Origin of the sequence: Streptomyces sp. C36 (assembly GCF_040932295.1) — a bacterium.
Lineage (GTDB): Bacteria > Actinomycetota > Actinomycetes > Streptomycetales > Streptomycetaceae > Streptomyces > Streptomyces triculaminicus.
Window position 1 is genome coordinate 106,137 of the sequence record NZ_JBFQGI010000010.1, and the last position, 25,589, is coordinate 131,725.

The 25,589-nt window shown below is 68.2% G+C and carries 28 protein-coding genes and 1 pseudogene; 15 read left to right on the top strand and 14 right to left on the bottom strand.

Annotated features, from left to right (window positions below):
• Positions 1-25: 25 nt before the first annotated feature.
• A complete protein-coding gene (locus AB4K12_RS27755; protein WP_368437143.1) occupies positions 26-193 on the top strand; it encodes a hypothetical protein in 168 nt (55 codons plus the stop codon).
• A 114-nt stretch (positions 194-307) separates the two neighbouring features.
• Here the strand turns inward: AB4K12_RS27755 and AB4K12_RS27760 are convergent, their stop codons facing one another.
• Together AB4K12_RS27760 and AB4K12_RS27765 are read right to left on the bottom strand one after the other, a co-directional pair.
• Positions 308-826 (bottom strand): hypothetical protein, encoded by a 519-nt coding sequence (locus AB4K12_RS27760; protein ID WP_368437320.1) that lies wholly within the window; start codon positions 824-826, stop codon positions 308-310.
• 99 nt (positions 827-925) lie between these two features.
• Positions 926-1,080, bottom strand: a pseudogene (locus AB4K12_RS27765) (transposase); the annotation flags it as partial.
• Positions 1,081-1,361: 281 nt separating this feature from the next.
• Between AB4K12_RS27765 and AB4K12_RS27770 the strand changes: the two are divergent.
• Entirely contained in the window at positions 1,362-2,051 is a 690-nt protein-coding gene (locus tag AB4K12_RS27770) for an SMI1/KNR4 family protein (protein WP_368437145.1), read from the top strand.
• Positions 2,052-2,177: 126 nt separating this feature from the next.
• Here AB4K12_RS27770 and AB4K12_RS27775 read toward each other — a convergent pair whose 3' ends face one another.
• The 5 genes from AB4K12_RS27775 to AB4K12_RS27795 form a co-directional block, all read right to left on the bottom strand.
• Positions 2,178-2,690 (bottom strand): SDR family NAD(P)-dependent oxidoreductase, encoded by a 513-nt coding sequence (locus tag AB4K12_RS27775; protein ID WP_368437147.1) that lies wholly within the window; start codon positions 2,688-2,690, stop codon positions 2,178-2,180.
• Positions 2,691-2,973: 283 nt separating this feature from the next.
• Positions 2,974-3,144, bottom strand: coding sequence for a hypothetical protein (locus tag AB4K12_RS27780; protein ID WP_368437149.1), 171 nt, complete (start codon positions 3,142-3,144; stop codon positions 2,974-2,976).
• Positions 3,145-3,159: 15 nt separating this feature from the next.
• The gene (locus AB4K12_RS27785) at positions 3,160-3,552 is read right to left on the bottom strand and encodes a hypothetical protein (protein WP_368437151.1); all 393 of its coding nucleotides are present in this window, start codon (positions 3,550-3,552) and stop codon (positions 3,160-3,162) included.
• Between the two features lie 964 nt (positions 3,553-4,516).
• On the bottom strand, positions 4,517-5,419 hold the full coding sequence (locus AB4K12_RS27790; protein WP_368437153.1) for a hypothetical protein: 903 nt from the start codon (positions 5,417-5,419) through the stop codon (positions 4,517-4,519).
• Complete coding sequence (locus tag AB4K12_RS27795; RefSeq protein WP_368437155.1) at positions 5,416-6,069, bottom strand: hypothetical protein; 654 nt, start codon at positions 6,067-6,069, stop codon at positions 5,416-5,418. The genes AB4K12_RS27790 and AB4K12_RS27795 overlap by 4 nt, the downstream gene beginning before the upstream one ends.
• A 202-nt stretch (positions 6,070-6,271) precedes the next feature.
• Here AB4K12_RS27795 and AB4K12_RS27800 point away from each other — a divergent pair, with 202 nt between their 5' ends.
• The 3 genes from AB4K12_RS27800 to AB4K12_RS27810 all read left to right on the top strand — a co-directional run bounded on the left by AB4K12_RS27800 (position 6,272) and on the right by AB4K12_RS27810 (position 8,847).
• Positions 6,272-7,798 (top strand): serine/threonine-protein kinase, encoded by a 1,527-nt coding sequence (locus AB4K12_RS27800; protein ID WP_368437157.1) that lies wholly within the window; start codon positions 6,272-6,274, stop codon positions 7,796-7,798.
• A 551-nt stretch (positions 7,799-8,349) separates the two neighbouring features.
• Positions 8,350-8,478, top strand: coding sequence for a hypothetical protein (locus AB4K12_RS27805; RefSeq protein WP_278186467.1), 129 nt, complete (start codon positions 8,350-8,352; stop codon positions 8,476-8,478).
• A 48-nt stretch (positions 8,479-8,526) separates the two neighbouring features.
• Positions 8,527-8,847 (top strand): hypothetical protein, encoded by a 321-nt coding sequence (locus AB4K12_RS27810; protein WP_368437159.1) that lies wholly within the window; start codon positions 8,527-8,529, stop codon positions 8,845-8,847.
• 178 nt (positions 8,848-9,025) lie between these two features.
• Here the strand turns inward: AB4K12_RS27810 and AB4K12_RS27815 are convergent, their stop codons facing one another.
• Positions 9,026-9,391, bottom strand: a complete 366-nt coding sequence (locus AB4K12_RS27815) for a hypothetical protein (RefSeq protein WP_368437161.1) — start codon at positions 9,389-9,391, stop codon at positions 9,026-9,028.
• Positions 9,392-9,556: 165 nt separating this feature from the next.
• Here AB4K12_RS27815 and AB4K12_RS27820 point away from each other — a divergent pair, with 165 nt between their 5' ends.
• The 4 genes from AB4K12_RS27820 (at position 9,557) to AB4K12_RS27835 (ending at position 13,418) form a co-directional block, all read left to right on the top strand.
• A complete protein-coding gene (locus tag AB4K12_RS27820) occupies positions 9,557-9,754 on the top strand; it encodes a hypothetical protein (RefSeq protein ID WP_368437163.1) in 198 nt (65 codons plus the stop codon).
• Positions 9,755-10,081: 327 nt separating this feature from the next.
• Positions 10,082-10,774 (top strand): restriction endonuclease, encoded by a 693-nt coding sequence (locus tag AB4K12_RS27825; RefSeq protein WP_368437164.1) that lies wholly within the window; start codon positions 10,082-10,084, stop codon positions 10,772-10,774.
• A gap of 168 nt (positions 10,775-10,942) precedes the next feature.
• A complete protein-coding gene (locus AB4K12_RS27830) occupies positions 10,943-11,152 on the top strand; it encodes a hypothetical protein (RefSeq protein ID WP_207248774.1) in 210 nt (69 codons plus the stop codon).
• Between the two features lie 952 nt (positions 11,153-12,104).
• Positions 12,105-13,418, top strand: a complete 1,314-nt coding sequence (locus AB4K12_RS27835; protein WP_368437166.1) for a PQQ-binding-like beta-propeller repeat protein — start codon at positions 12,105-12,107, stop codon at positions 13,416-13,418.
• Positions 13,419-13,490: 72 nt separating this feature from the next.
• On the opposite strand, the gene AB4K12_RS27840 is transcribed toward AB4K12_RS27835, so the two are convergent.
• Positions 13,491-13,802 (bottom strand): hypothetical protein, encoded by a 312-nt coding sequence (locus AB4K12_RS27840; protein WP_368437168.1) that lies wholly within the window; start codon positions 13,800-13,802, stop codon positions 13,491-13,493.
• 338 nt (positions 13,803-14,140) lie between these two features.
• On the opposite strand from AB4K12_RS27840, the gene AB4K12_RS27845 reads away from it, so the two are divergent.
• From AB4K12_RS27845 to AB4K12_RS27855, 3 genes are all read left to right on the top strand, one after another.
• Positions 14,141-14,662, top strand: a complete 522-nt coding sequence (locus tag AB4K12_RS27845; protein WP_368437170.1) for a MarR family winged helix-turn-helix transcriptional regulator — start codon at positions 14,141-14,143, stop codon at positions 14,660-14,662.
• Between the two features lie 120 nt (positions 14,663-14,782).
• Entirely contained in the window at positions 14,783-15,244 is a 462-nt protein-coding gene (locus AB4K12_RS27850) for a hypothetical protein (RefSeq protein WP_368437171.1), read from the top strand.
• 52 nt (positions 15,245-15,296) lie between these two features.
• Positions 15,297-16,163, top strand: a complete 867-nt coding sequence (locus AB4K12_RS27855) for an NmrA family NAD(P)-binding protein (RefSeq protein WP_368437173.1) — start codon at positions 15,297-15,299, stop codon at positions 16,161-16,163.
• A 753-nt stretch (positions 16,164-16,916) separates the two neighbouring features.
• On the opposite strand, the gene AB4K12_RS27860 is transcribed toward AB4K12_RS27855, so the two are convergent.
• From AB4K12_RS27860 to AB4K12_RS27875, 4 genes are all read right to left on the bottom strand, one after another.
• A complete protein-coding gene (locus tag AB4K12_RS27860; RefSeq protein WP_368437175.1) occupies positions 16,917-17,318 on the bottom strand; it encodes a hypothetical protein in 402 nt (133 codons plus the stop codon).
• A 509-nt stretch (positions 17,319-17,827) separates the two neighbouring features.
• Positions 17,828-18,634 carry an MBL fold metallo-hydrolase gene (locus AB4K12_RS27865; RefSeq protein WP_368437176.1) on the bottom strand — a complete coding sequence of 269 codons (807 nt, stop codon included), beginning with the start codon at positions 18,632-18,634 and terminating at the stop codon, positions 17,828-17,830.
• Positions 18,635-18,765: 131 nt separating this feature from the next.
• Positions 18,766-19,710: a LysR family transcriptional regulator gene (locus AB4K12_RS27870; RefSeq protein ID WP_368437177.1), complete on the bottom strand. Its 945-nt coding sequence runs from the start codon at positions 19,708-19,710 to the stop codon at positions 18,766-18,768.
• Positions 19,711-20,153: 443 nt separating this feature from the next.
• On the bottom strand, positions 20,154-21,470 hold the full coding sequence (locus AB4K12_RS27875; RefSeq protein WP_368437178.1) for a helix-turn-helix transcriptional regulator: 1,317 nt from the start codon (positions 21,468-21,470) through the stop codon (positions 20,154-20,156).
• 454 nt (positions 21,471-21,924) lie between these two features.
• Here AB4K12_RS27875 and AB4K12_RS27880 point away from each other — a divergent pair, with 454 nt between their 5' ends.
• The 3 genes from AB4K12_RS27880 to AB4K12_RS27890 all read left to right on the top strand — a co-directional run bounded on the left by AB4K12_RS27880 (position 21,925) and on the right by AB4K12_RS27890 (position 24,328).
• The gene (locus AB4K12_RS27880) at positions 21,925-22,422 is read left to right on the top strand and encodes a hypothetical protein (protein WP_368437179.1); all 498 of its coding nucleotides are present in this window, start codon (positions 21,925-21,927) and stop codon (positions 22,420-22,422) included.
• 245 nt (positions 22,423-22,667) lie between these two features.
• Positions 22,668-23,294 carry an RNA polymerase sigma factor gene (locus AB4K12_RS27885; RefSeq protein WP_368437181.1) on the top strand — a complete coding sequence of 209 codons (627 nt, stop codon included), beginning with the start codon at positions 22,668-22,670 and terminating at the stop codon, positions 23,292-23,294.
• Positions 23,291-24,328: a CU044_5270 family protein gene (locus AB4K12_RS27890; RefSeq protein WP_368437183.1), complete on the top strand. Its 1,038-nt coding sequence runs from the start codon at positions 23,291-23,293 to the stop codon at positions 24,326-24,328. The genes AB4K12_RS27885 and AB4K12_RS27890 overlap by 4 nt, the downstream gene beginning before the upstream one ends.
• 58 nt (positions 24,329-24,386) lie before the next feature.
• Here AB4K12_RS27890 and AB4K12_RS27895 read toward each other — a convergent pair whose 3' ends face one another.
• Complete coding sequence (locus tag AB4K12_RS27895; protein WP_368437185.1) at positions 24,387-25,205, bottom strand: tyrosine-type recombinase/integrase; 819 nt, start codon at positions 25,203-25,205, stop codon at positions 24,387-24,389.
• Between the last annotated feature and the right edge of the window lie 384 nt (positions 25,206-25,589).

The following is a 25,589-nucleotide window of genomic DNA, read 5'->3' on the forward strand; positions in this document are numbered from 1 at the left end:
CTTCTTCGAGCAGTGCCAGCACCGCATGGCCTGCGCACGCTGCGGTTTCTACACCCCCAAGGCGTCCGGCAAGGGCCAACTTCTGGAGGCCAAGGAGAACCTGCAGAAGATCCTCGCGGCCATCTCGCTGACGGACGACGAACGCGCCGCCGTCGACGACGAACAAGCTGCCCTCGACCACTTACTGAAGTGACTCACCGACATCCCCACTCCGGCCGGGCCAACTCCCCAGCAGATCGGCAGCCCGGCGCAGGCCATCCTGCTGCCTGTCGTTGAGATCAACCGGAAACCGAGCGAGCAGTAGTGCTCAACGGCCCAGCCGGTGCCGAACGTAATCCGGATGGGCCACACCGACCTCGATGCGGTTCTCATCGAGGCCGTTGACGATCCGCAAACAGCCCTCAGCGAAGACGAACTCCACCGCCACCGTTCCAGCTGCCAGGTCATGGTCTGCCGGCCGCCACTCAAGGAGCGCGACCTCATACAGCTCCTGGCCGACGAACGGCTCCAGACGTTCATCACTGTGAGACCACTGAGGCGTGAGTTCGAACCACTCCCACCCGGTGATGGTCGTCGCAGTGTCGATCGTGTCCCAGCCGATCGAGAGTTCATCGAATTTCGAGTGACAGACCTCCACCTGAACGGCTTCGAAGTCCAGCACCACCGGGCACTCGGCGAACCAGTACCCGTCCTCGACGAAACGTACCAACTCGAGCCCCGTCAGCCGCCGGCCGGCGAGCCTCGCCAGACGTGATCCGTGCGCCTGCCGAACCGCATCGATCCCGACCAGGAAGGATGGCTTGAAACCAGAGATCCCGATGTCCACAGCACCTGAGTCTCCCGGCCTCCAGCCCAACCGGCCAGCACATATTCGAAGCAGAAGGATCCTCGACGCCACTTGACAGCTCGGATTCCACAGAAGGGTCGGGAAGTCGTGAGGCAGGTTGTGCCACTGCACCCCGGTGCGGTTCACGTGCAAGATCGCGTTCATGATCTCGCGCAGGTCGTGTTCGGGCGTCCGATGTCCAGGGCATGACGTCGGCGCTCGGCCCGCCAGGTGGCCAGCACCGGCTCGATCAACGCTCAGTGGACATCGGGCAAATCGCCTGAATAGGGGCGATGCTCGGTTATGACCCGGGCGTACCGCCAGCAGACGTTTGCATCCAGGCCCGCGGGAGCGCGTTCCCGAAGCATGCCGGGCATCTCTTGGGATGCGACAGGCACAAACAGCATCCCGCCCCGACTCCGGCAGTCCCACCGGCACCACACCCTCACGCGGCAAAAATCGGTTTTTGAAGGCTGGCCTGCCGCTCTTCGTAGCCCACCCCGCTCGGCCCCCTCGCCACGCATAGGCTCGGCCCATGGACGACTCGATATGGATGGGGGTGCGGGAGCGGGTGCAGTCCCTCATCGCCGCGCCAGCCGGTGACCGTGTTTTTGGCGCGATCGGGCACAAGTTCTTCCTCGAGGACCCTCTGACGCCGGCAGAGCTGGCCGACCTCGAAGATCAGACAGGTGTGTTGCTGCCCGGGGAGTACCGCGACTTCCTCCTACAGGTCGGCGCCGGAGGTGCCGGGCCCTCGTATGGGGTGTACCCGGTACGACTCATTCAGGGGCGCTGGCGGTGGGAGGGAGAGGGAGCCGAGCTGGCTGACCTGTCCCGACTGGCCGAGCCGTTTCCGCGTGAAGGCGCCGATCCTGAAGCTGTCCAGTTGCTGCTGTCCGAGCACCCCGAAGAGGACGACTTCGAGGACATCGAGGACTTCGATGACGCCATCGAGGCATGGGAAGAGCGCTGGGAACCCGTGATGTGGTCGGCGGACCGCACTGTCGGCGCGGTGGTGATCTCAACGCTGGGGTGTGCCGCCCGCGAGTGGCTGATTATCAGCGGCCCGGAGCGTGGGCGAATCTGGTCCGACAACAGGGCAGACGACGAGGACCTGAAGCCGCTCCTCGATGACAACGGCGCGTCGATGACCTTCGCACGCTGGTATCTGACGTGGCTTGAGAAGGCCGAACGTCAGCTGGCGTCGGTCCCGGCGGCAGACTGAGTTGCGGTCCCTGCGGAGGTCGTCCCGGGTTTCCTTCCGGCCGGGCTTCGTTGTCCAGCCGTCGGTGCGGGGCCCTCGCAGGCCACGTCGCCGGCTGGTGCTACCCGATCCCCTAGCTCATCAGTTCTAGGCGATCCACGCGTCAGTCAGCTCCTGCACTGCCGAGCCGTCGCCGTCCGCGACCTTCACGGCGGTGAACGCGCGCGTGGCATCCGAGGTCTGCACCCGGAAGGCGGGCCGCTCGGTCTCCAGCACCTCGACGATCTTTGCGGCCGCGCCCTGCGGCGTCTGCGCGGTGGCGAAGGCGTCACGGACGCGGGCCTGGTAAGCGGCCAGCGCCGGCCCGTACGGGCCGGCCTGCGCCACCAGGGCGTCGCGGCCACCCACGTTGCTGATGAAGTCGCTGGCCACCGCGCCCGGCTCGACCACGCTGACGGCCACGCCGACCGTCGCGGCGACCGGGGCGAGCGACTCCATGAAGCCCTCGAGGGCGAACTTGGCCGCGCAGTACACCTCGTTGAACGGCTGCCCGACCACGCCGCTGATGCTGGTCACGGTCAGCACGCGGCCCTTGCCCGCACGCAGCATGGGCAGGGCCGCCTTGGTGACGTGCAGGACGCCGAAGAAGTAGACGTCCATGACGGCCGCACGCCCTCGAGGCTCTCCTGCTCCAGCGTGCCAATGTGGCAGGCGCCGGCATTGTCGACCAATGCGTCCAGGCGGTCGAGGCCGGCCAGGACGCTGCTGACGCGTGTCAGGGGAGATGTGATTGAAAAGACTGATCGGCGAGCAGCTGCCGAGGGGAAGCGAGATGAGCCCCGGGTGCCGATGGCGATCCGGGGCTCCTTGTCGGCCAGGGTCCGGCTCGCCTCATGGAGAGCCGGACGGCGCTGTGCCGGGCAGCAACTTTGACGGCCGTGATCTAGTGTCTGTCCCGGGCGCTTGGTGCGCGCATCTTATTCATCAGCAAGACATAGACGCCGCCCAGGATGAACGTAACGGCGTACTGGGCCCAGTCGGTTCCGCTCAGCAGCTTATTCGCGCCGACGAGCACTGCTGCCCAGACGAGTGTTGCAATGATCTTGGCCATCATTTGTGGTGCCCCAGGTTAGGAGAGGGAGGCCAGGCAAGCCGTCGCGCCAGCGGCCACGACCTTCGCGGCGATGTCCTTGGCCACGTCCTTGCTGACGTACCGGCCGACGACAAATGCGCCCGCGCCACCGATGCCGGCCTTGATAAGGCAGTTCTGGACGATGCCGCTCATCTTGTGGTTCGACAGCAGAGAGGCGCAAGCGTTCTTCTGCTTGTAGTAGGTGCACATCGTCCGCTGCTCGCCGATCGGGTCGACCAGGACGACAGGCGGCGCAACTTCAACTACGGGCGGGGCGGTCTCCGCTACAGGCAGCGGGTCTGTGGCGGCGGATGCGGTGCCCGCAGCGCCGGTGATGAGGGCACCGCTGAGCAGGGCAGCGGAAACAACGCTCGATAAAATGCGCTTCATATCTGGAGTTCCCCTATTCCTTTTCAAGGGAGCGGGTCTGGTCAGGGACTCCGCTCCTGTGTAACAGCGAAGACTCTAGGTTCAAGATCGACAAGAAAGGAAGGGGAACCGGAGGGTAATCGGATCTTGGCTGGATTGCCGTCTCAAAGGTCTGCGCCATTCCAGATCGGGCGGTCATGCTGGATGCCCAGCGTGACCGCCATTTCGGATATGCCCCATTCGGTTGGAGGGTGGGCGCCTCGCAATCCCATTGGAACGGCAAGGTAGAGGTGTCGTCTCAGCCATCGACGGCTCGACTGTGTGGCCAAAGCCGCTGTGAGCTGCAGCACTCGACGACGAGCCGGGACGGCGGCCGCCGTCCCGCAGTCCACCGCTGCGCTGCGCGCCACGACCTGATCGAATAGGGCCGTGGGCGCCAACACACACTGATCAACCATCACGCGCGGCCCGTGCAGTGCGGCGCGACGGGCGCGAGCCGATGGACCTGGGCGCCGCGATCGGCACACTGGTCACCGAACGTGCCCGGCAAGCTCCCGGCCGCCAGCGCCATCCTGCGCAAGCGGTGGGCGGCCATCGCCCCCGATCTCGCCGGGCACGTCGCAGCGGTCAGCTACGACGTGGACTCCGGCCAGCTCACCTGTGCCCGGAATCGACGGCGTGGGCGACGAAGCTACGCCTGGAACAGGTCCGCGTCATCGAGTCCGCGAACACGGCAGCAGGCCGGACGGTCGTACAAGCGGTGCGGATCCTCACGCCCGGGTCCGTGCCTATGCCCGAGCCAGCCGACGTCGCGCCGCCGCCCGCGGCCGCGCCGACCGCTGTCAGTTGGCCTGGCTCCTCGCACGCACGCGCGAAGGGCCGTCAAGGAGGACACCCTTTCCTGTCTCCTCAGCCCGTCTGCCCTTCAGCCCGGCCGGCTGAGGGGCCACTCCGGCCCTGGCCGGAACTGGTCAAGGGCGCCCCTTCAGGAAGCAATGACCCGGATCGTAGAGACGGAAGGGCTGGCCGGCAGGTCGGTGCGGTGCTGTTCGAGGTCGGTGACGTTTTTGAGGCCTGCCTGGACCGTGTACTGGGTGTGGACCCCGTCGGGACCTGTCTCCGGGGTCAGCATCATGTTGTCCGCGAAGCCCCAGCTGCCGTTTGTGTAGACGCCCTTGATCCTGCCGTCCACCGTTCCGACGGCGTCGAAGGAGCCGCCCTTCCAGCGGAAGGTCCAGTGGGTCCGGTACCAGGCGTCCAGCTGCTCCGGGGCGGCCAGGAAGTGCTCGCCGCTCGGGTCCCGGGGATCGGCGATGAGATCCTCGGGCCGGTCATCCCCGGTGGTCAGAGCGATGAGGCCTGACGCGTTGGCCTCGGCAGCGGCCGGATACGTCCGGCCGCGGTGGACCGCGTAGGTCTTGGGGCGGAAATGGTCAACCTCGGCCAGGCGCCGCACCAGAATGTGCCGGGGCTGGAGGCGATCCTTGCGGTGCTGTTCCAGTTCGGTGGCCTCGTCGCGTGGGAAGATGCCCCGGTAGCCGATGACCCGGCGCTTGAGGTGTTCCTTGGCGAAGTGTTCGTCGGAGCTGAGGTAGTTGCCCGAGAGCGTGGTGGGTGTGGCGGCGGTGCACTCGAAGGGCTCGCCGTGCCAGCGGAACGTCCACGTCACGGCGTACCAGGCTTCCAGGCGCTCCAGCGGAACCGGGTATCCCACAGACCCGTCGGCGGCCTCGCGCGACGCGACCCCTTCGGGTGCGGGGCGCCCGGGCTCGGGCAGCAGCTCGACGTACGGCCATAGCCCCACGGCGCCACGGGCCCGATAGAGCTCACCGCGGAAGACGGCGACCTCACCCTTGACCGGGAAGGGGAAAACTCCAGCGCCAGTCATATCTTTTTCCACGGTCCTTCGTTCTTGTCGAAGAAGCCGACGGCCTCTTCGGTACCGTCGGCGTGCATACGCCAGAGTTCAGCATGGTGGGGGAAGCCGGTGGCCTTGGCAGTCCACTCCGGGATACCCCCGGCGGTGTAGCCGGTGCCGAGGAACGGATCACCATGGGCCCATCCCTCGCTCTGGCTGGCCATGTCGGCGACGTGGTTGGCCCGCTCCTTGTCGCCGACGGCGCCGAGGGACGGCTCGGCACGCATGTCGTGTGGTGCCGGGAAGCGCAGCTGGTACGCCTCGGACGCGCCCGGAGGGGCGGGGGTCCAACCGGCGTCGCCATCGTCGAGAGCGAGCCCGTCGCGCAGTTGGTCCATGCTGCGCAGGTCGGCGGTGTCACGGCCGCGCGCGATGGAGCCGCGGAACTCACTGGGATTGAACTCGTCCGTGCCGGGCTCTGTGACGTTGTCCAGGTAGGCCTGCGCGACATCGGGCTGGAGCACCTTGGTCACCATACGGCCCTCGTCGAGCTTGATCGCTTCACGGACATTGACGACCTCGCGGGCCTGCGCGTCGCTCAGCTCGTTGGTCCGGGTGAGCCGGAGCTTGTCATGCTCGGAGTGGTCCAGGCCGCTTGCCCCCAACTGGTCGTCGATCACCTGGTCGAGCTTGGTCAGCGCCCGAGCGCCGCGTCGCCGGCGTCGGTGACGCGGCGAGACCGCGGTGGCGATCGCCTAATCATCATCGGACACGGCCCGATGATCCAGGGGCCCACAAGGCTGCCCGGTGGCCAACGGATGCCACCAAAAGTTGAGGCGGGCGAGGCGCTTGGCTAGGGTGCGGGCCGGGGGTATGGAGATCATGGAAAACAGCAGGTCCGCAGGAGTCTTCCAGGAACTGGAGGACGACGCCCCGTTGATGGTTGGCGGCTACCGGCTCGTGGCGCGGCTGGGTTCCGGTGGTATGGGCAAGGTCTACCTCTCCTACACCCCGGCCGGCCGCCCCGTGGCGATCAAGGTGATCCGGCCGGAATTCGCCGAGGACCCGGAGTTCCGGCGGCGGTTCGCCGACGAGGTGGCAGCCGCCCGACGCGTCCAGGGGCTGTGCACAGCGCCGGTACTCGACAGCGACACCGACGGCCCGCGGCCCTGGCTGGCCACGGCATACGTGCCCGGCCCCACGCTGTCCTCCGCGGTCGCCGCCCATGGACCGCTTCCGGTATCGACCGTGCTGCTGCTCGTCGCCGGTATAGCCGAGGCGCTGCAGGCGATCCACGGCGCGGGCCTGGTGCACCGCGACTTGAAACCGTCCAACGTGCTGCTCGCCCCCGACGGTCCGCGCGTCATCGACTTCGGCATCGCGCGGGCCGCCGACGCCACGGCGCTGACCGCGACAGGAGTGGCCGTCGGGACGCCGTCCTTCATGGCGCCCGAGCAGGCATCCGGTGCCGAGGTCACCGCAGCGACGGATGTCTTCGCTCTCGGCCAGGTGGCCGTCTTCGCCGCGACAGGCGCCCCCGCCTACGGGGACGGACCCTCGCACGCTGTGCTCTACCGCATCGTCCACCAGGAACCGAACCTGTCCGCAGTGCCGGCGGAGCTGCAAGACCTCGTAGCCCGGTGCCTGGACAAGGACCCGGGGCAGCGCCCGGCGCTGTCCACGGTCATCGACCTGTGCCGCGCCGCGGGCGACGACACCCAGCTGCGGCGCGGCGAGGGCTGGTTGCCGGCCGGGGTCGCGGCGGGCATTGCGCAGCGGCCACCGGCTCCCGGCCCGGCGCTCACGGCCCCGCTCACCGTGGTGGTGCCGCCGTCCCCGCCTACCCCGCCCTCCCCGTCGCCCTCGTACGTCCCGAAGCCGTCCTCGTACGCCCGGAAGCCGCCGCGGAAACGCACCACGCGTACCGTCCTGTCAGTGGCTCTCGGCGTACTCGCCGTGATCGCCAGTGTCGTGGCGGGGTACACCTTGACGATCAGCGGCAGCACGGCTCCCGACGATACGACGAGGATAAAGTCGCAGGTGGACTATCAGAAGATGACCCTGCCCGTCGGCAGTCACTTCGAGCTGGCCGACACCTCGCTCACACCGCGCCAGGGCTACACGGACGACATCTTCCTGCACTGCCCGGAGTCCGGGAGCTGCTACCTCGGTGCTGATACGTCCCGCCTCACCCGGCTGGACAGCCGCGTGAAGGGATCCCGCGAAACCTGCCGGAAGAAGACCGACTCCACCACCTCCATCAACACCGACACACTCAGCAAAGGCTCGCAGATCTGCGTGCGCAACCAGCAGGGCTGGGCCGGCCTGCTCACCATCAAGAGCAAGTCGCTCGCCGATATCCGCGAGGCGTCCGTCGACTTCCACGTGGAAGCATGGATCGACTCCTGAGGCCGGACAGCCCGTAGCCGCTCGGAAAGCACAGCGGCGCCCGGTATCGGTGAGGTAGTCGCCGGTGAGGTCACTGCCGGGGCTTACGCGCATGCGCCCGCTCAGACGCGGCCTTGCTTCGACCCGCGCGGATGCCCTGGACCGTGCCGAGCGCCTTGTGATGCGCCTGCGAGTCGGGTATTGAGCGGCCCTGCTGCCGCAGGGTGGCCTGATGGAGGTCGCTGGTACGTACCGACGGGGATGGCAATGGCCGGTGCAAGCACGGGCTGATCTCACCGTAGCCGGTACTGCCCGCGCGGGCAGGATCGTGAAGCGGGGGCCGCGACAGGGTTGTCTGGTGATCAACAAGGGGGGGCGTACCGCATGTGCACCGTCGCCGTCGCGTCCGCAGGGCGTGGGGCCTTCCGGCTCTCGCCGGGGTGCTCCTGGCCGCCAGTGCCTGTGATGGCGGATCCGCTGGAACGGCTGAGCCCGCGAGGACGGCGAAGGCTACGGACCCGCAGAAGGCTCCGCAGTCCCAAGGGTCCCTTTCCGAGTCCCGGCTGAAGCCCATGCTGCTGAAGGCGGCCGACCTGGGCGCCGGATATACCGAGGAGCCCGGCGACAGCCGCGACAAGGATGAGTACGGCATCACCGGCTGCCCGGCCCTGGAAAAGCTGTCTGGTGATGGCGAGCTGTAGTCCGCGGTCCAGGTGAAGACCGGATTCGCCTATGCGGGCGAGGCAGGCATGAGCGAGGAGCTCGACAGCGACTCTCCTACTGCCCTGTCCGCCCAGCTCCACACGCTCTGCGACGCCTACGCAGCTTGCCCGTCCTTCACCATCACCTCAGGCTCCTCTCCGATCGACGCCAAGGCCGTCATAATCACCGTCCCCGAACTGGGAGACGAGCGCTACGGTGTCACCGTCACCATGAGCGGCCCCGGAGGCACGATGATCATGAAGCAGATCGCGATCCGAAAGGGCAACGTGTCGGTGCTCCTCATGGGCAGCCCGGGGCTCGTCGACCACCACATCGAAAAAGCACTGAGAAAGATCACAACCGACTGACGTCACCACAGGACCACACCCTGCCCCGGGCGGGCAGGTCCGACCGCGCCCGAGGCACTGCGCCACCTGGATCGGCTGCGAGGACGGCGCAGGGCTGCTGTTGCCTGTGCTTGCCGGCTGGTACGGCAGGGGGCCGTGGACGGCCGGGTGGCCCGTGCATCGCGCCGCAGGGTGCTGGTCATACCCCTCCGAGGATGAAGAAGGGGGCGATCAGCAGCGTGATGTGCAGGCAGGCCAGGCCGAATCGGAGCGCAGCGACGCACCGGGGCAGGAGGACGGCGACCATACCCGTGGCGCCGGCCAGCCACATCACACGCCAGGACAAGTGGACTGCGTCCATCAGCGGGACCGTGCATCCCTGGTACTCGCAGCGGTCGTGGGATACCTGCTTGGTGAGATCGGCCAGGCCCAGCAGAGCGAGAGCGGGCAGGAAGAAGAGCAGTCCGATGGCGGCCATCTTGCGGCCCATGGGGACATAGGCCGGCTGTGCGTCGTGCTGCTGACCTGCTACGGCGTCGCAGGAAGTAGGTGCGGTGGTGTCCATGGTGAACACCTCACACCGCGTGGCTGATCACCCACATCCGTCCCCGTACTCATGACGGGCTGCCGACAAGTACTCAACGAACCAGGACAAGAGGCCTGCACCTGGCCTCGTCACGGTGTGCTCGGACGCTCGCGCTGCTGGCCGGGGACAAGGGCCGAGGCTCTGATGACCGCAGCGGTGCTGTGCGCGGTTGGGGATCGTCTTGTGGACTTCAGCGAGGACGACATCGTCCGGGAGGAGGACGAGTTCCTGATCCGTTTCACCCTGTCCGGCGCACATTGCGAAACGGCTGGAGTTGGTCGGGTGACCGGTGAATGCGCTGGTAGCCAGCGGTCGTACGCAGGGCGCAAAGGGTTTGAGTGACCGAAAATCGCTACCGTCGGTGATCTTTTCGGGGCAGGTTGTCAGTGGTGCGTGCTCTCATACGACCTGCACACGGATGTGCCGATGACCTTGGGGTGGGGGCGCCTTCATGATGGTGCAGGGGAAGACGCAGGTACGGGGAGGCGTTCCCGTACGGGCGCATACTCGGTTATGTCTCGGATCGGGACGTCAACTCACGATCACGGGCATCAGCGGGATCCTGGGCTGGGGCGCCCGGGAGGGCGGCGGCAAGTTCAAGGGAGAGGCCGAAGTCCCACCGCGGTACCGGCTTACTCTCACCGCTCCCGTTGAGTCAGGCGGTGCCCGATGAGCCGCCGGCCGGTACGGCGTACGGCGCGGCGCCGGCCGTCCCGCCGGTCCAGGAAGAAGGACGAGCAGGTTGCATTGCTGGTGGCCGCGGTCGTGACCGTCGGCCTTGTGGCTGCCGTGGTGCGGTGGCTGCTCGCGCACTGGTGGCTCTTGCTCCTCGCTGCCGTTGTCATCGTTGTCGCCAGTGGCCTTTGGCTTCGGCAGACGCGGCAGCGGGCCGAGTGGGAACGTGTGCGGGCGCGGGCGCTGCGGCTGCGCATCGCCGAGCTCGACGCATTGGACCACCGGGCCTTCGAGTTCGCCATACGGGATTTGATGCGTCGGGACGGCTGTAAAGCCGAGCAGCTCGGCGGTGCGGGCGACAACGCCTGCGACGTGCGTGCTGTTGACCCTGCCGGTCGCGTCTGGGCGATCCAGTGCAAACACCGGCGGGACGGGGACGGCGGCGCCGCTGTCGGTGTCGGGGTGTTGCAGCAGGTCAATGGCACCGCTCGGCAGATTCACGGGGCGGACATCGCGGTCATCCTGACCAACGGCCGCTTCACCTCCAAGGCCATCCCTTGGGGGAAGGATCACCGGATCCATCTCGTCGATCGCCGCGTGCTCGCTGAGTGGGCTGCGGGCTCTCGTCCCCTGTGGGATCTGCTGGACCGCATACCGCCCCCACGTCGTCCGACTGCCTTGTCCTGACTCGCGGGGGTGGAACAGCGGATGCGGACGGGGGCTGCGCCGGTATGCCGTGAAACCAGCCACGGGACCAGTGCCCTGTGGCCATCCGTTGCTGATGGGGCTGCCGCAGTGCCCGCTTTGGGCTATGCAGAAGGGCGGGGAGTAAGTGCCGAGGGGAGGGCTGGTGGGGTGACCATCAATGTGGCGGTTTTACTGGCCGTGATCATCGTTGTCCGACTGCGCCGGCGCACGGAAGCCAGGAGCCGGTTCGACGAGAAGCTGACGGTGGTCATCGTGCTGGTATTCGGTGTGCTGGTCGCTCCGACCAGCTTCGGGCAAGGGATCCTCAGTTTCGTGGGTCAGCTCGCGCGAAGCATCTCGCAGTCCGGTGGCTTCTGACCTTCGGCTTCGTCCCCTGCTGTCGAGCATCGGCACCCGCACCTGACCGAATTGGTGCTCGAGTGCCCGACTCGACGCTTGCTCGAGTTTGTTGTGCCAGTTCGCGATGGCGATGGTCAGCATGTCGATCACCATCGCTATGGCCGCTCCATCCTCCCCGCGTTCGAACATGTGGCCTCTGTATGCAAGGGTGCAAGCCGCCTTGTGCAGGGCGCGGTCGTGGAGGCGCTCGGCGCGGATGTGGGAACGCACCGAGCGCTCGAAAGTCATGGCAGCTTCAGTTCTGGAGGCTTTGATGTCGGGGCAGTCAGACGTCCGGCCGACAGCCCCCCGTCGCCGATTACCTGGCGACGCCCGTCGGCGACGGGCGCCAAATGGGTGTCCGATCCGCCGTGCAGAGCGGGGCCGTCCGCGCCCACCTGGTGGCGTGCCAGGACCATGTTCGGCAGAAGACGCCGGGGTACGTGAAATGGGGGTACTCACGGCTGTACTCGTGGAAGGACGCGAGGGAGGCGGCGAACACGGCGCTACCGCATCTACGTGCAGTGGACGACAGTGATCAGCAGCGACAGCGTTGACGCCTATGGTTCAAGATCCTGCGCAATGCCGTGGTCGACGTGCTCCGCAAGCGCGACTGGCGCCCTGTGCTGCCTCTGGCCGCGCTCTGGCGGCTGTGGCGCAGTCGGGAGCCTCGTGGAGTGCTGGACTTGCAGCGACGTAGGGCAAGGGAGGCCTGACGATCGACTGACTCCACGGGTGAAGGGGCCGGTCAGCGGACTCGGGTGTGATCCACGGCTGCCTGTGACAGATCCCGTCGGCCTGCCGCCTTCACCCAGGTGCCGCTCCCGTTCGGGTTTTGACAGCTGCATGTCCTTTGCCGCAGCTGTGCGAGCGCAGGTACTTGTGTGGTCTAGGCTCCCTGGGCCAGTAAATGATCATGCAAGGGGGGCCCATGAAGGTTCGGAAAATCATCGCTCTATCGACTGTAGCCATCACGCTCACCATGCTCACCGCGTGCAGTGGCGGGGACGGCGGTGTGCCAGACATGCCGGGCGGTTCCGATGAGGCGAAGCTCAACGCCTCGCCTGCGCCTAAGGGCTTCACCGCGCCGACCAAATTCTCGCCGGACCCGGTCATCGCGCTGCCCGACTCCGCGACACAGGGCAAGGTCTACATCGGCGGTGACCTGCCGCCTCTGCCGGTAGCGCTGCATCAAGGGACGGTCTTCATCTCGCGGCCGGACGGCCTCGATGTGGTGAGCAGCTACGGCAAGAGTTTCCCGGCCACGATTACCCCTGAGCACTCCCCTGTACTGAGGCTGGAGAGCACGGGCGGCGGCTTCGTGGGCAACAATCCCGCCCATGCGCCGCTCATCACGTCCTTCGGTGGAAAGACGTGGGTTCTGAGCGCGGTGGTGGCAGAGGTGACCGGCTCCGGAACAACCAAGTCTCACGACGTAGTGGAGCTGATGGCGGTAGACACCGCGAACACCAGAACCAAAGCCTGGTTCACAGAGACCAAAGTGACGGTGGAAGACCGGTACTCCAGGGACCGGGGCGAGGCCCATGTCGTCGGCCGGGGCGGGAACACCGTCGTCATCCTTTCCCGTGGCCAGCTCTTCGGCGTCGACCTCACCAGTCGCCGGCATCTGTGGACCGCCCAGGGCACGTACGACGAGGGTGCAGTCGTCATCGGGGACCGCGTCATCGCGCTGCGCGACAGACCTGAGGGCGGCGATCAGGTCGTGGGGATCAGCACGGCAGACGGCAAGGACCTGTGGACATCGCCACGCGCGGCAAGGGACGAGCTCTCGGTCGCGGGGCCAGACACCGTCATGACCTACGAAAAGGCGGAGCAGCAAGGCGGCGACCGGCACCACCTCCTCAACGCCGCCACCGGTGAGATTCAGGCGATCCTTCCCAAGGACGCTCCGAGCTCCGGCTGTGCCTACGACGGCGCTGCCGTGACCGTGTGCACAGACGGGCGAGGTTCCGACAGAAAGGTCGCCGCCTATAACCCCAAAAACGGCCAAGAGGTATGGCGTCTGCCCGACGCAGCCGGCACGCGGGTGGCACCGTCGATCAACCTCGTCCGCGCGGGACTGATATACGGAATGGCCAACGGCAACCCTGTCGTCCTGGACGCTGCCAGCGGCAAGGACAAGGAAAACCAGCCCGGGGTCGCCCCGCATCTCACGGACGGCTACGTGGGAATCACCGAGACCAAGGACGGCCGCGGCCTTAGCGCCTACCGCGCGGTCGGCTGACGCACGAGCCCCTGCCGTCAGATCCGGCTTCGGGGATCAATCAGGCCGTGGTTAGCGGTAAGCACCTGATGATCAGGGCGCGGTCGCCGCGGTTGTGATGCGGGCGGCGTAGACCCGGTGGGCCTTGCGCTCTGCGGGGCTGGCGGCTTCGGTGGCGAGGGCGGCGGCCTGCTGCAGCGCGGTGCGGTGGAGTTCGAGCGGCGCGGTGATGCGGAGGGAGTGGCCCTGGCCGCGGCGGATGGTCCGGCCGGAGGTGAGCGCCGCGCGGACGGCCTCGTCGCCGACGTCAGCGAGGCCCGGTTCGCGCTGGACATGAACTCCCGCCTCGACCTCTCCGCCGCGTCGGCCATGGTGCCCGGCTCCCGCACTGTGCCCGAGGCGCAAGCAGCCGTTCGGTCGCGCACGGGGCGACAGGGTCGGCATCCGTGAGGGCCCGTACCCCCGGCGTCGCCGATGGGCGGCTGGATCGCTGACCGGGGTGAGGCGGCGGGGTCTGGCGCCCTGCCTCCGATACGGGTGCCGAAAGACAGCCCCGTGCAAATGTCGGCCGGGTACCGCAGACGACCGGGCACGTCACGCTCGTTCGGGGCACCGATGACCAGGTCTGCGGTGAGGCCCCCGGGCGCGGCGGGCTGTAGTCGGGGGCGGAGCCGTCCGGAGTCTGCGGCTGCGAGGCTCTCGGCGAATTGACTGGCAGATAGTTAGCCGCCATATTACTTCTCATGAGTGACGAGGATGCGAACCCCGGCGCTGTACCCACGCTCGAACAGGCGCGGAAGCAGATCACGCGGTACGGGCTTGAGGCCGATCCGCAGGCGGTGCTTGTCGCGGTGCGCCTGATGGCTGCCGGGGCGCGCCTGGACCGGGCGTCCGAAGTGCACTTTGCGCGTTCCGGGCTGTCGACCGGGCGCTACCGCCTCCTGGTGGATCTCGAGGACAGTGACGGGGAGAAGGCGCCGTCGCAGCTCGCAAAGAGTCTTGGCGTCTCGCGCGCCACAGTGACCGGCCTGGTCGTTGGCCTGGAGCGAGAGGGCCTGGTGGCTCGCCGCGCCTCAACGGAGGACGGGCGGGGCGCAGTAGTCGTACTCACGGCGCGCGGCAGCCAGCGGTTGCGCGATATGGCCGCGGACCACTTCGCACGGCTTGAGGCGCTGGTCGGTGGACTGGCCGCCGACGAACGCGGGCTGTTCCTCAACCTCCTGGAGCGGATCACTCTGCGGATCGACGCCTTGACTGCCGAATAGCTGCGGCATCACTTCCGTGCGGGGGGCGGCTGCCTCGACCGCGCGGCACCCTTTCCTGCATCCCGGTAGTTAGCCGCCTAATCAACTGGTTAGCCAGCTAATTTATTTTGGAGGAGTCGTATGAGCCCCCCTCCCAGAACCGCCCAGCGCGGTTTCGCCACGCGTCCGTTCACGCTGTGGGAGGAAGTCGCGACCGCCTACCTGGCCCCTGCGCTCACCGCCGGGCTCGGCGGATTCCTCAGCGGCCAGCCCGAACTGACCAGGGCCGCCTTCACCTCCATCGGGGCCACATCGGCCTTGGTGGCCTGCATCGTCGGCGTGTGGCTGCACCGCCGTGGCCGGCCCCGGCGCTGGACAGCCTCGGCGCCGCGACCGGTACTCACCCTCGGACTTGCCATTACAGCGGCCGGAATCGCCGGCCTGGCCGGATGGTTCGGATCCGACTGGCTGCCGTCGCACACACCGGTGCCCGATGCCGGATGGCTGGAGCGGCTGCGGATCGACCTGCCGCTGTCGGCCGGCCTGGCCGCCGCCATCGTCACCTGGCGGTGGCACGGCACGACATCCCGGCAACCGGCCTGACCCAGCCCTTCCCACCCGATTCTCCAGACCCCTCACCCACAAAAGGCACACTGTGATCACCATCATCGGCGCCACCGGCGCCACCGGCAGCGCCCTGCTCCGGCGGCTCATCGAACTCGAAGTCCCCTGCCGCGCCGTCAGCCGTACGCCCGACAATCTGCGCGCCGGCATCGGCACAAACACGCCAGTGGAGATCGTCGGTGCGGACGCCGCAGACCCTCAGATGCTCCGCGACGCGTTCGAGGGATCCACGCAACTGTTCCTCGCCATGGCCAACAGCCCGCGTCAAGCCGAGCTTGAGACCAACGTGATAGACGCCGCAGCCCACTGCGGGGTACGGCACGTGGTCAAACTCTCCGCGCCAGCAGCCGAGCCCGCCTCACCGGTGGCCATCTCGCGCAGCCACTGGCGGGTCGAGGAACACCTGGCGAAAACCGAAATGACGGCTACGCTGCTCCGGCCCTACGCATTCATGCAAAAGCTGCTCCTGAATGCCCCAGCGATCGCCGAGGGCGTACTCATCGGGGCCATGCGCGAGGCACCCTGTAACTACATCGACGTCCGAGACATCGCCGACGTCGCCGCCGAGACCCTCCTGCGCCCCAGCCTTGCCGGCGCCACCTACACCCTGACCGGCCCGCGGGCCTTCAGCCACCCCGAGCTCGCCCGTCTACTCGGCGAGCTGACCTGCCGCCCCGTTCGCTACATCGACCTGCCGCCGAGCGAGTTCCACAGCCACCTCCTGTCCACCGCACATATGCCGCCCTGGCTCGCCAGCCACGTGGTAGAGATCCAGCAACTGGCCATCGCACGCCCGGAATCTCCCAACGACACCATCGAGACCATCCTCGGCCGCCCCGCCAGGACACTGCACACCTTCCTCCGCGAACATCTCCACACGTTCACCAAGACCGCCTGACCGACCGCCCAACCGTCTGCCCCCGCCCCTCACCCTTCTCCGGGATACCGGTCCCGGCATCCTGGAGAAGGGCATGCGAGACGGACATCGTCCGCAGTAGATCGCCATCAGCCTGGCGCTGCGACCCCCAGCAGGCGGAAGTTGTCGCCGAAACCGGCCGCCAGTTCCGCTACCAGTGGGACGGCAGTTCTCATAAATAGTCATTTTGGAGAGACTGACCGGATGGACTGAGCGCTACAGGCGGGCCGCGATAGCTGGTGAGACGGGTTGACGTGCCCGTATTCATCTGCCCGGGGAGCGGGACCGGCCGGGTCTGCTGCTTTGAGCAGTACTGGTGCTGACGAGCACCGAGGTGGCCCTGTGGCAAACCATCACTCAGTGCGATCAGGCCGCCGACCAGCATGAGTGCAGCCGCCACTCGTACCAGAGCCCAGGGCGTGTACAGGAAATCGCACCAGGGAGTGTCCTTGAGGGCCAGCAAGCGCCGTCACCGGATCGTCACCGACATAGCCACTGGACAAACCAAAATAGGCAAGGTTCACCTGATTTCCCACTCTACGGTCGTGATGTTGAAACGGACGCGTGTGTTGCTTCGGTGCGTCGGCTGCGTGTAGTTGGCAGCTCCGTCGATGTTCGCGCCACGCGGTCTCCTGACCGCCTCCCAAACCGGTGGACAAACGCTGCTCTAGTCGAAGTGAACGAAGCCACACCTTCCACGAGACACCGCACGGCTGATGCCCTGGATGGGCCGCGTCAGGGTCCGGGGCGTGCGTTGGCCAGGAGGATGAAAGGGGCGACCATCAGCGCGTACTGGAGACAAGTCATTGCGCAGCGCGCTGTGGCGAAGCGGTTGGGCGCCAGCGCGGCGACGAGGCCCGTTCCACCTGCGGCCCACATCACCGGCCAACACCAGCCAATCGCTTCCGTCAGAGGCCCGGAGCATCGGTCGTAATAGCAAGAGCCCGTTGCCATCTGCATGCCCGCCATCACCACGCTCTGGAGCAGGAAGACGGGCATGAAGAGGATGAGGCCGATGATGGCCAGGCGCCGGCTGGTCAACACGTACGCCGGCGCTTGCCCGGCCTCCGGCCCAGAACGGATGCCGTTGATCGCGCCTCCCGGCCGAGCCGGAGAGGAAGGCTGGTGATGAGTCATGCCGCCACTCCACGACCCTGTGAGAGCCGGTAGATCCGTACCGGTGCTCACGGTGGACAGGCGGAGGTACTCAGACGGTTCTACGTGGGCTGTGCGCCGTGCCCGAGGCTGCGCCGCTGCCGACGCGGCAGGGCCACTCGACCTCGGGGGCCGGCGCTCGAGGTAGGCCTGCCCTTGTTGAGAGGTCGTTGTGAGATTGATCTTGAAAGTGGAGGATCCCGGCGCGAAGTGTTCGCCGGGATCCTCCACCTTCTGGTGGTCGGTCAGCGGCGGGGCGCCAGCGGGTGAAGACGCACCGGTCATCGCCTGCGCCGAGCCGGAACGGGAGGGCGATGCGGTCCAGGGGAAAGGTCTCGCCGGGGGCGTGGGCGGTGTAGCCGCAGCGGGTGTAGAAGGCGGCGAGGTCCGGTCGGTGAAGGTGTGGGCGGAGGCGTCGTGGTACGCCTTCGAGCCCGGCGAGCATTGCGGAGGATGCCGAGCCGTTCTGGGCTCCTTCGGATCAGCGGTGGTCAGGGCTTCAGAGGGAGCCAGGTGCCGTGGTCGGCGATGTACAGGATGGTGGTGAGGCCGGCGTCGTCGAAGGCGTGCTCGAGGGCATCGCGGCCTTCGGTGAAGTGGGCCCAGCCGGTGTAGTGCGCGGGGATGTTGACGGGGGCTCCAAGGATGGCGGCGGCCGCGGCGGCGCGGGCGCTGTCGAGGCTGACCGGGCGCTGACGGAACTTGCCGGGGACGCGGGCGGCGCCGGCGTGCAGGACGGTCGCGTCGATGGGGCCGGTGCGGCGGGCGATCTCGGTGACGGTGCGCAGGGAGGCGTTGTCGCCGCTGACGTAGACGGTGGGCAGTCCGTCTCCGGCGAGGACGAAGCCGACGACCTGGCAGTTGACCTCGCCGTCCGCGTCGCGTTCACCGTCCTGGGGGCCGTGGACGGCCGGCACGGCGGTGATGGTCAGTTCGCCGCCGTCCGGGCGAGTGAGCGTGTGGGTGTCCCAGGCGCCCAAGCCCTTCGCGGGGCCGCCGAGCCGGCCGGCGGCGCCGGTGGTGGTGAGCAGCAGCGGGGCGGCCAGCGCGAAGGCGCGGCCGCGGTCGTCGAGGTTGTCGGCGTGATTGTCGTGGCTGACCAGGACCAGGTCGACGTCGGCGAGCCGGTCCTCGGCGACGGCCGGGCCCTCGGTCTTGGTCAGGTAGCCGTGCGGGCCCGGGGCGTCGAAGGTCGGGTCGGAGACGATGCGGAGCCCGCCAAGGTCGAGGACGGTGGTGGGGCCGCCGACGACCAAGGCCTGGCCATCGTGGCGGGGAAGAGGGGAGGACGAGGCCATGCTGCTGCAGCTCCTTGGGCAGGTGAGGGAGGGAGGACGGTGGGTGCCCCGGGCGGTCCCGGCAGGCCCGTCCCCCTGCAGCCAACCGTAGGAGTTGGCAGGGGCATGCGGAAATGCCGCTCCGGTTGCGGCTATGCCTCACCTGCATAGGTGCAGGTCGCGGCCGCTTCGAGGGCCGCGTCGAGGAAGCGGCGCAGCAGCGCGGAGCCGGTTCTGGCCTCCGGGCGGTAGGCGAGGCGGACCGGGCTGGGCGGTGCGCCGGTCAGCGGCAGGAAGCGCAGCGCGGGGTGGTGGATACGGCGTTCGGCGACGTCGGGGACGATACCGAGGCCGCGTCCCGCGGCCACCGATTCAAGCCACTCATCGAAATTCGCGGTCTGAACGTACCGACGGGGGCCGTCCCCGTGCGGCCAGCACCAGGAGCCGGTGGTGCCGCTGGCGGTGTTGACGACCAGGGTCCACTCACGGGCGTCCTGCCAGCGCACAGCGTCGCCGACGGCCTCAGGGTGATGGCCGCGTGAGGCGGCCCGCCCGCCACCCTCGGCTTCCTCCCAGGCGCGGACGGCGACGCGGTGCTCGTCGTACAGGTGCACCGTGCGCACGGCGTCCCCGACCAGCCTGTCGCCGCGCACCAATGCCACATCTACACCCTGACGGTCGAGGTCGTCGAGCGGATCGTCACAGCGCACCAACTCGACCCGCGCACCGGTCTCGCGCTCGAAGCGGGCGATGGCACGCTGGGCCCAGGGGTCGGGCAGCAGCCAGCTGAAACCGAGCCTCAGCGTCGACTCCTGACGAGCGGCGGCCAAAGCCGACTCAAAGGCGGCCAGGGTCCGCTCCGCGTGGACGAGGAACCCGGCGCCGGTATCGGTAAGGGCGACGCCGCGCGACGAGCGTTCCAACAGCCGTACCCCGAGCCCCGCCTCCAGCTGGGCGACGGTGCGACTCAGGGCCGGCTGCGTGATCAGCAATTCCTCGGCGGCCCGGGTGAACGAGCGGCACCGGGCCACCGCGGCGAACGCCCGCAGGTGCCTCAACTCGATACCGGACGCGCTCGCTGCGCCGGGCGCGGTCACCGTCGCCTCGCACTATGCCTGATGGACATGGATGCAGCGTAACCGGCATGTCCACCCTCCGCGCCAGCGGCCCAGCGTCGCTGCGCAAGCCCCTTTTCCCGGAGAAGACCACGAAAGTGCGTGATCATGAAACAGGTGCTTGTGAAGTCCGCCCACGCCCGCACCGCGGCCCGGGCCGCCCCCCGCAGCCGACCGTGCTGCGGCCCTGGCTGTCGCGATGGGGGTGGGCCGGTTCGCGTACACGCCGATCATGCCGCTCATGCATGCCCAGGCCGGGATGCCGGAGAGCCTGGGGCCTCGCTGGCCACCGCCAACTTGCATCACGGTCCTCAGCACTCGAGCAACCCCCACGGGGCACGTGCGCCTCACTGGGATCGTTCACAAGGAACTAGGAGTCTGCGTCCGTCCCCTCCGCCGGCGCCGTGATGCGGGGTTCGCCGCGGTCAGCTGGCGCGGGCCAGCTGCAGGAGTTCGCCGACCCCTTCGGCCGAGTCGTGCCCGGCGAACGCCGGGAGAAGGCCGTGGACCAGCTCGACGCAGCGCGGGGCGCCGATGCGGTTCGCCATCGCAAGCGCCTGCGTGGCGGTGGCCGCCGCGTGGTCGTACTCGTCGTCGCGGAGGTACGCGTCGGCCTCGTACGCGAGGAACACCGCCTTCGTCTTTGTCCGGGCGACCGGCAGGACCTCGGTGCCGTCCTGGATGAGCTGGTGGGCGTGGCGGCGGTGGCCGAGGTCGAGGAGGCACCGGCCGGAATCGACGGCGAGGTCCGAGGCGGACATCCACACGCACCAGGTGGGGGCTGGGTCGGCGGACCGGGCGCCGAGCTGGTGCTCGGCGGCGGCCAGGGCCCGGCTGCAGGAGAGCTCTTCGCCGAGGGCAGCGTGGGCGCGGCCGAGCCGGAGGTAGAGCACTGAGCGGGCCATGGGGTGGTCGGCGCGCCGGATGGCGTACTCGAGGACTTCGACGGCGGCCCGGGGCTTGTTCAGCCAGAGCGACTGGTAGGCGAAGTCGGCAAGGACTCCGGCGCCCAGGTCGCGGTCGCCGGTGGCGTGAGCGCTGTGCAGCGCGCCGTGCCACAGCTTCCCGGCCCCTGCGTGGTCGCCCTGGTCGAAGCGGTACCAGCCGAGGGTCTGGGACAGGTTCGTGGCGAGGGTGTTGAGCCGGACGCCGATGCCGGTGGTGTGGCGGCTGTCGGCGATCAGGTCCGTGACGGTGTGCAGGTGGGCGTCGAGGAGGCGGTGGGCGTGCTGGCGCTGCTCCGTGGCCAGGGTCAGGCGCTTGCTGGTGTCCTCCAGCATGGTCACGAAGTCGCTGTCCACGCGGCGGCCGCGCAGGGCGGTTGCGACGGCGTGCGGTTCGTCGGTGGCCCATTGCAGGGCGAGTCCGGCGAGGGCTGCGCCGCTGTAGGCGGTGAAGGTGCGGCGGTAGAGATCCATGGTGGTTCGCAGGGCCTCTCGAAGAGCGGTCACGTTGCTGTAGGGGCCGAGAGGCAGCGGTCCGTCCATGCCGGGGAGCCAGTTCGGCCAGCCGAGGGCACGTACGGTGCCGGGGTCGATGCCGAAGACGTCGGCGAGGAGGTCCTGGGATTCGTCGTCGGGGATGACACGTCCGGACTCCCATTTCGATACCCGCTGGGGGATGGCTCCCGACCGCAGCCCCCGGCGCTCGGCTGCCTTCCGGATCAGGCGGGCGAGGTCAGCCTGTGACCAGCCGCGCGTGATCCGGGCGTATGCGAGTGGGTGGCGGATTGGTGTGTCCACGCGTCCCATCCCATCACCGGCAGGACTTCGAAGCCTACCGCTGAAGGGGCCGGGGCTACACCAAGGCTAGCCCCAACTCCTGCACGAGCAATCCGAGTTGACGCTGTACTCGGTCGCGACGCAGCGTGACACCCATGTCGGGTGCTCTGCAGAGTGCTCACCCGGACGGGCCCGCCGCTCGCCTTCAGGTCAGCCTCACCGCCCGCGCGTGAGGCGCCCGTGACCACCGCCCGGGAGGCCGAGGACCCCGCCCGCAGGGAGGACCTGTTCATCCGCGACGTCGACGAACGCCCGGCGCAGTTCGTACGACCCGCTGACATCGACCGCCTCGACGAGCTCAGCGACCAGCAGCCCCTTCCCGTTCCACCTTGCGGGCCGCTCCTGCTCTGCTGCGGACGGCCAAGGGCCTACGCGCGCAAAGAGCCATCAGACGCTACCTAGTCATACTTTCTCCATGTCTACAGCCACGGAGATCCCAGTTCCCGCCCCTCGCCCGAAGCGCCGCAAGGCACTGTGGCTCATCGCCTTAGCCGCGACTGCAGCCTTGGGTGGCCTGACGTACGCCTTCACCGGGGTCAAGGACACCGTTGACGAAGGTTTTCAAGAACGCTCGATGGCCTGCTCGGAGGCCATGTACGCCATGGGCTGGGCGCTTCCCGACCATGCGAGCGACCAACGGTGCACCGAGCTCAGCGGCGGCCTTGCGGGCCACACCCAGTCGGGCACCTTCCGTATACCGCGCGCTGATGCCCGCCCCTGGCTCGATTCGCTCTCAGGAGAGCGGAATCAGCCGGGCGGGGTGGGATCCGACAGTGTGGTGGAACGGAAGGAAGGGCTCGCCCTCAGCATCCTCAGGCCGCCGGGCAGCCTTCAGGCCGACGAGGTGAGGGTGGACGTCCGCTGGGAAAGCAGGGACACCGCAGTCGTCACCTTCGAGACGTTCGACCACTAAGGATTGTCCGACGTCGTCAATTCTGCTCACCCAACCGGTCGGACACGCCTGAATGCGGGGGCCATCAACATCGGCCTGGCCCTCGGCGTGCCGGCCCTCTGACACGTCACGCCCCGCCGTACCTCGGGGCGGTGGCGGCGCTCCGGTTCTGCGAAGGAGTGGCCGGGAAAAGGGTGGGGAGATCGTCCGGTCGTGTGACCCACATCATGGGAACCCGTGCCTCCCACCGGACATATCAAGACGTGATGTCAATACACACCCGCATCAGGGACGGCGACCCGGATTCCTTCCGCCATCTCTTCCGCTTGCACGCCCAGATCGTCCATCGCTATGCCCTCCGCGCCACCGGTGACTGGTCCACCGCCGAGGACGTTGTTTCGCTCACGTTCCTGGAGGCCTGGCGCCTCCGCGCCAAGCTTCCCGAGGAGCCGAACGGTGCGAAGGCCTGGCTGATGGGCATCGCGGTAAACGTCCAGCGCAACACCAACCGTGCCGCACGCCGCCATGAGAAGGCCCTGGCCCGCATGCCCGCCAAGGAAGCCGTGCCGGACATCGCGGGTGAAGTGGTGGGCAGGATGGCGGACGCCGAACAGCTGACCGCCGCGAAGAACGCCCTGGGGAAGCTGCGCCGGTCGGAGCGCGAGGTCGTCACCCTCTGCGTCTGGTCCGGCCTGAGCTATGCGGAAGCGGCCGAGGCCCTGGGCGTGGCCGTCGGCACCGTACGGTCGCGGCTGTTCCGGGCCCGGGAGCGCCTGCGCAAGCTCGCCGAACACGAGCTCCGGCAGCACGCGGACGAGACGGCTGCCCGGCGGCCCGAGCACCTCCACCTGCGCCTGAACCTGAACCGGCCGTACGAGAAGTGGAACCGATGATGCGTATCTTCCGGCGGCCCCAAGCGCCGCTCGACCTCGGCGACTTCGACCTCCTGCTCCCGCGGCAGGCCGAGACCGCCCTGCCGGAGGCCCGGCAGGCCCTGCTTGAAGAGGCCCTGTGGGCCGAGGCGCAACGGACTGCCCCGTGCGCGCCGCGCTCCCGTGCGCGCCGCACGGCCTGGGTCGCGCTTCCAGCCGCCGCGGCCGTGATGGCGGGCGCCGTGATCGTCGCCCCGGAGGGCTCGGGTACCTCGGGTACGGACACCCGCCCGCCGAAGGCCGGCACGAAGCTGGAACCCGGCACCACCAAAGGGCTGTCGGCGACCGTCGACCGCATCTCGCTCGCGGCGGCACGGCAGCCGGTTCTGGAGCCCCGGCAGGACCAGTACATCTACGTGGAGAGCAAGGTGACGGGCGGGTGGGTCGACAGGGCAGGCGGCAAGGAGAAGCTCGTGGTTAATCCGCTGCACTCGCGCCAGGTCTGGCACTCGCCCGACGGCCTCAAGAGTTTCATCTACGAGCCCGGCCATAAGTTCATGGACAAGGAGGGCGAGGACCTCGACCTCGACCCTGCCCGTGAAGTCACCGACCGGGGCTCCTACAACAGCGTCAAGATGCTCCCCACCGACCCCGACGTCCTGCTCAAGCGCCTCTACGGGTCGGGCAGGATGGGCGATGCGCAGGCCGACTGGACGGCGTTCGGGGAGATCGGCCAGCTGTTGGAGGAGCAGATCGCGACGCCGCAGATCAGCGCCGCATTGTTCAAGGCGGCTGCCAAGATCCCGGGCGTCACGCTCGTGGACAAGACCGTCGACGCGACCGGCCGCACCGGTGTCGCAATTGCTCACACCAGCCTCAACAGCCGCCAGGAGTGGATCTTCGACAGGAACACCTATGAGTACCTCGGCCAGCGCGACGTGCTGGTCAAGCCGTATCGGGGCCTCGACCCCGGCGCCGTCACCTACGAGACCGTGGTCATCAAGCGGGCCGTGGTCAACGCGAAGAAGGAACTCCCCGACGGCACGACGCTCTGAGCCTTACGCAAATGCGCCCGGCCGGGGCCGCTCAAGCCCGTCGTACGGGCGTGTGGTGCTACGGGGCGGTGATGGTGCCGGTGGGGGAGGTGCTGTGGTTGCGGGCGCTGGTGGCGATGGCGTCGGGGGTGAGGGTGGGGGCGAAGTCGGCGAGGAGGGGGTGTTGGGCGGCGATGGTGCGGAGGACGGTGCGGGGGGTGACGTTGCTGTCGAGGCGTTTGCCGGTGCGGGTGGTGATCAGGGGGCCGGGGGTGGGGCCGAGGCGGTGGGGGAGGTAGGCGTCGATGGCGAGGACGAGTAGCGGGGGGAGGACCATTACGCGGGTGCCGCCGCCTTTCTGCCAGATTTTGGCGGTGGTGTCGGTGCCGTGGGGGCGGAGGTCGCCTGTGTCGAGGCGGATGATGGCGCCGGGGCGGAGGCCGGCGAGCATGGCGTAGATGAGGGCTCTGTTGCGGGGGGTGACGGGGGCGTAGAGGCCGTCGGCGGCTTGCATGAGGGCGGTCATGTGGGTGGCGGCGATGACGGGGAGGCCGGGTTCGTCGCGGAGGTCGGGGCGGAGGCGTTCGTCGAAGGGGTTGTGTCGGCAGAGGTGCTCGGTGACGGCCCAGATGTAGAAGGTGTGCAGGGCGTTGAAGTAGCGGGCGCGGGAGCGTAGGGCGCCGCCACGGTGGTCGAGCCAGTCCTGGGCGTGGGTGTGGTCGGCCTGCCAGGGGTTGATGCCGGCACGGTGAATCCAGTGGAGCCAGTCGGCGATGTCGTCGCCGTAGTGGTCTGGTGTTGTCCCTTGGAGGGCGCGGGCGGTGCCGTCGCGCAGGGGTCGTCCGTAGCCGCGGTTAAGCCAGCGTGAGAGTTCTTCGAGGCCGGGTACGGCAGCCATAGACACCACCCTGAATCTTTAGATAACAGCCCTACCTCAGCCACCCTACTCGCCGCGGTTGCGGTGGTGCCCGAAAGTGCGGGGCGAGGGGCGCGCGCGTGCGGGTTAGAGGGTGGTGGGTGCGGCTGTTATATAAAGATGTGTCGTGGTTCAGAGAGCCGTAGGGCCAGGGAGTTCCGAGGTTCCGTCCTGCTGAAGGATTACCGGACGGCCCTACTGCCTTCCGGGCAACATGGTGGGGCACGGCCGGCCGTCATCGGCCAAGCCCCCACCATCGCTTGCGCTGCGTCAGGGAACCGGATAGCGGTCGCCCGCCCGGGGCATGACCTGCCGCCACCCCGGAGGGTGCTCTCGCCCCGACCGTCCGCGCGCTCGTCTCGGGCA

What these genes read in the sequence shown, in the direction of transcription:
- AB4K12_RS27890 (WP_368437183.1), top strand. Translation starts at nt 23,291, where the DNA reads ATGATGCGTATCTTCCGGCGGCCCCAAGCGCCGCTCGACCTCGGCGAC.
- AB4K12_RS27775 (WP_368437147.1), bottom strand. Translation starts at nt 2,690, where the DNA reads ATGGACGTCTACTTCTTCGGCGTCCTGCACGTCACCAAGGCGGCCCTG.
- AB4K12_RS27755 (WP_368437143.1), top strand. Translation starts at nt 26, where the DNA reads ATGGCCTGCGCACGCTGCGGTTTCTACACCCCCAAGGCGTCCGGCAAG.
- AB4K12_RS27800 (WP_368437157.1), top strand. Translation starts at nt 6,272, where the DNA reads ATGGAAAACAGCAGGTCCGCAGGAGTCTTCCAGGAACTGGAGGACGAC.
- AB4K12_RS27820 (WP_368437163.1), top strand. Translation starts at nt 9,557, where the DNA reads ATGACCGCAGCGGTGCTGTGCGCGGTTGGGGATCGTCTTGTGGACTTC.
- AB4K12_RS27835 (WP_368437166.1), top strand. Translation starts at nt 12,105, where the DNA reads ATGAAGGTTCGGAAAATCATCGCTCTATCGACTGTAGCCATCACGCTC.
- AB4K12_RS27880 (WP_368437179.1), top strand. Translation starts at nt 21,925, where the DNA reads ATGTCTACAGCCACGGAGATCCCAGTTCCCGCCCCTCGCCCGAAGCGC.
- AB4K12_RS27850 (WP_368437171.1), top strand. Translation starts at nt 14,783, where the DNA reads ATGAGCCCCCCTCCCAGAACCGCCCAGCGCGGTTTCGCCACGCGTCCG.
- AB4K12_RS27790 (WP_368437153.1), bottom strand. Translation starts at nt 5,419, where the DNA reads ATGACTGGCGCTGGAGTTTTCCCCTTCCCGGTCAAGGGTGAGGTCGCC.
- AB4K12_RS27825 (WP_368437164.1), top strand. Translation starts at nt 10,082, where the DNA reads ATGAGCCGCCGGCCGGTACGGCGTACGGCGCGGCGCCGGCCGTCCCGC.
- AB4K12_RS27845 (WP_368437170.1), top strand. Translation starts at nt 14,141, where the DNA reads ATGAGTGACGAGGATGCGAACCCCGGCGCTGTACCCACGCTCGAACAG.
- AB4K12_RS27865 (WP_368437176.1), bottom strand. Translation starts at nt 18,634, where the DNA reads ATGGCCTCGTCCTCCCCTCTTCCCCGCCACGATGGCCAGGCCTTGGTC.
- AB4K12_RS27815 (WP_368437161.1), bottom strand. Translation starts at nt 9,391, where the DNA reads ATGGACACCACCGCACCTACTTCCTGCGACGCCGTAGCAGGTCAGCAG.
- AB4K12_RS27860 (WP_368437175.1), bottom strand. Translation starts at nt 17,318, where the DNA reads ATGACTCATCACCAGCCTTCCTCTCCGGCTCGGCCGGGAGGCGCGATC.
- AB4K12_RS27885 (WP_368437181.1), top strand. Translation starts at nt 22,668, where the DNA reads ATGTCAATACACACCCGCATCAGGGACGGCGACCCGGATTCCTTCCGC.
- AB4K12_RS27785 (WP_368437151.1), bottom strand. Translation starts at nt 3,552, where the DNA reads ATGAAGCGCATTTTATCGAGCGTTGTTTCCGCTGCCCTGCTCAGCGGT.
- AB4K12_RS27770 (WP_368437145.1), top strand. Translation starts at nt 1,362, where the DNA reads ATGGACGACTCGATATGGATGGGGGTGCGGGAGCGGGTGCAGTCCCTC.
- AB4K12_RS27810 (WP_368437159.1), top strand. Translation starts at nt 8,527, where the DNA reads ATGAGCGAGGAGCTCGACAGCGACTCTCCTACTGCCCTGTCCGCCCAG.
- AB4K12_RS27895 (WP_368437185.1), bottom strand. Translation starts at nt 25,205, where the DNA reads ATGGCTGCCGTACCCGGCCTCGAAGAACTCTCACGCTGGCTTAACCGC.
- AB4K12_RS27805 (WP_278186467.1), top strand. Translation starts at nt 8,350, where the DNA reads ATGCTGCTGAAGGCGGCCGACCTGGGCGCCGGATATACCGAGGAGCCC.
- AB4K12_RS27780 (WP_368437149.1), bottom strand. Translation starts at nt 3,144, where the DNA reads ATGATGGCCAAGATCATTGCAACACTCGTCTGGGCAGCAGTGCTCGTC.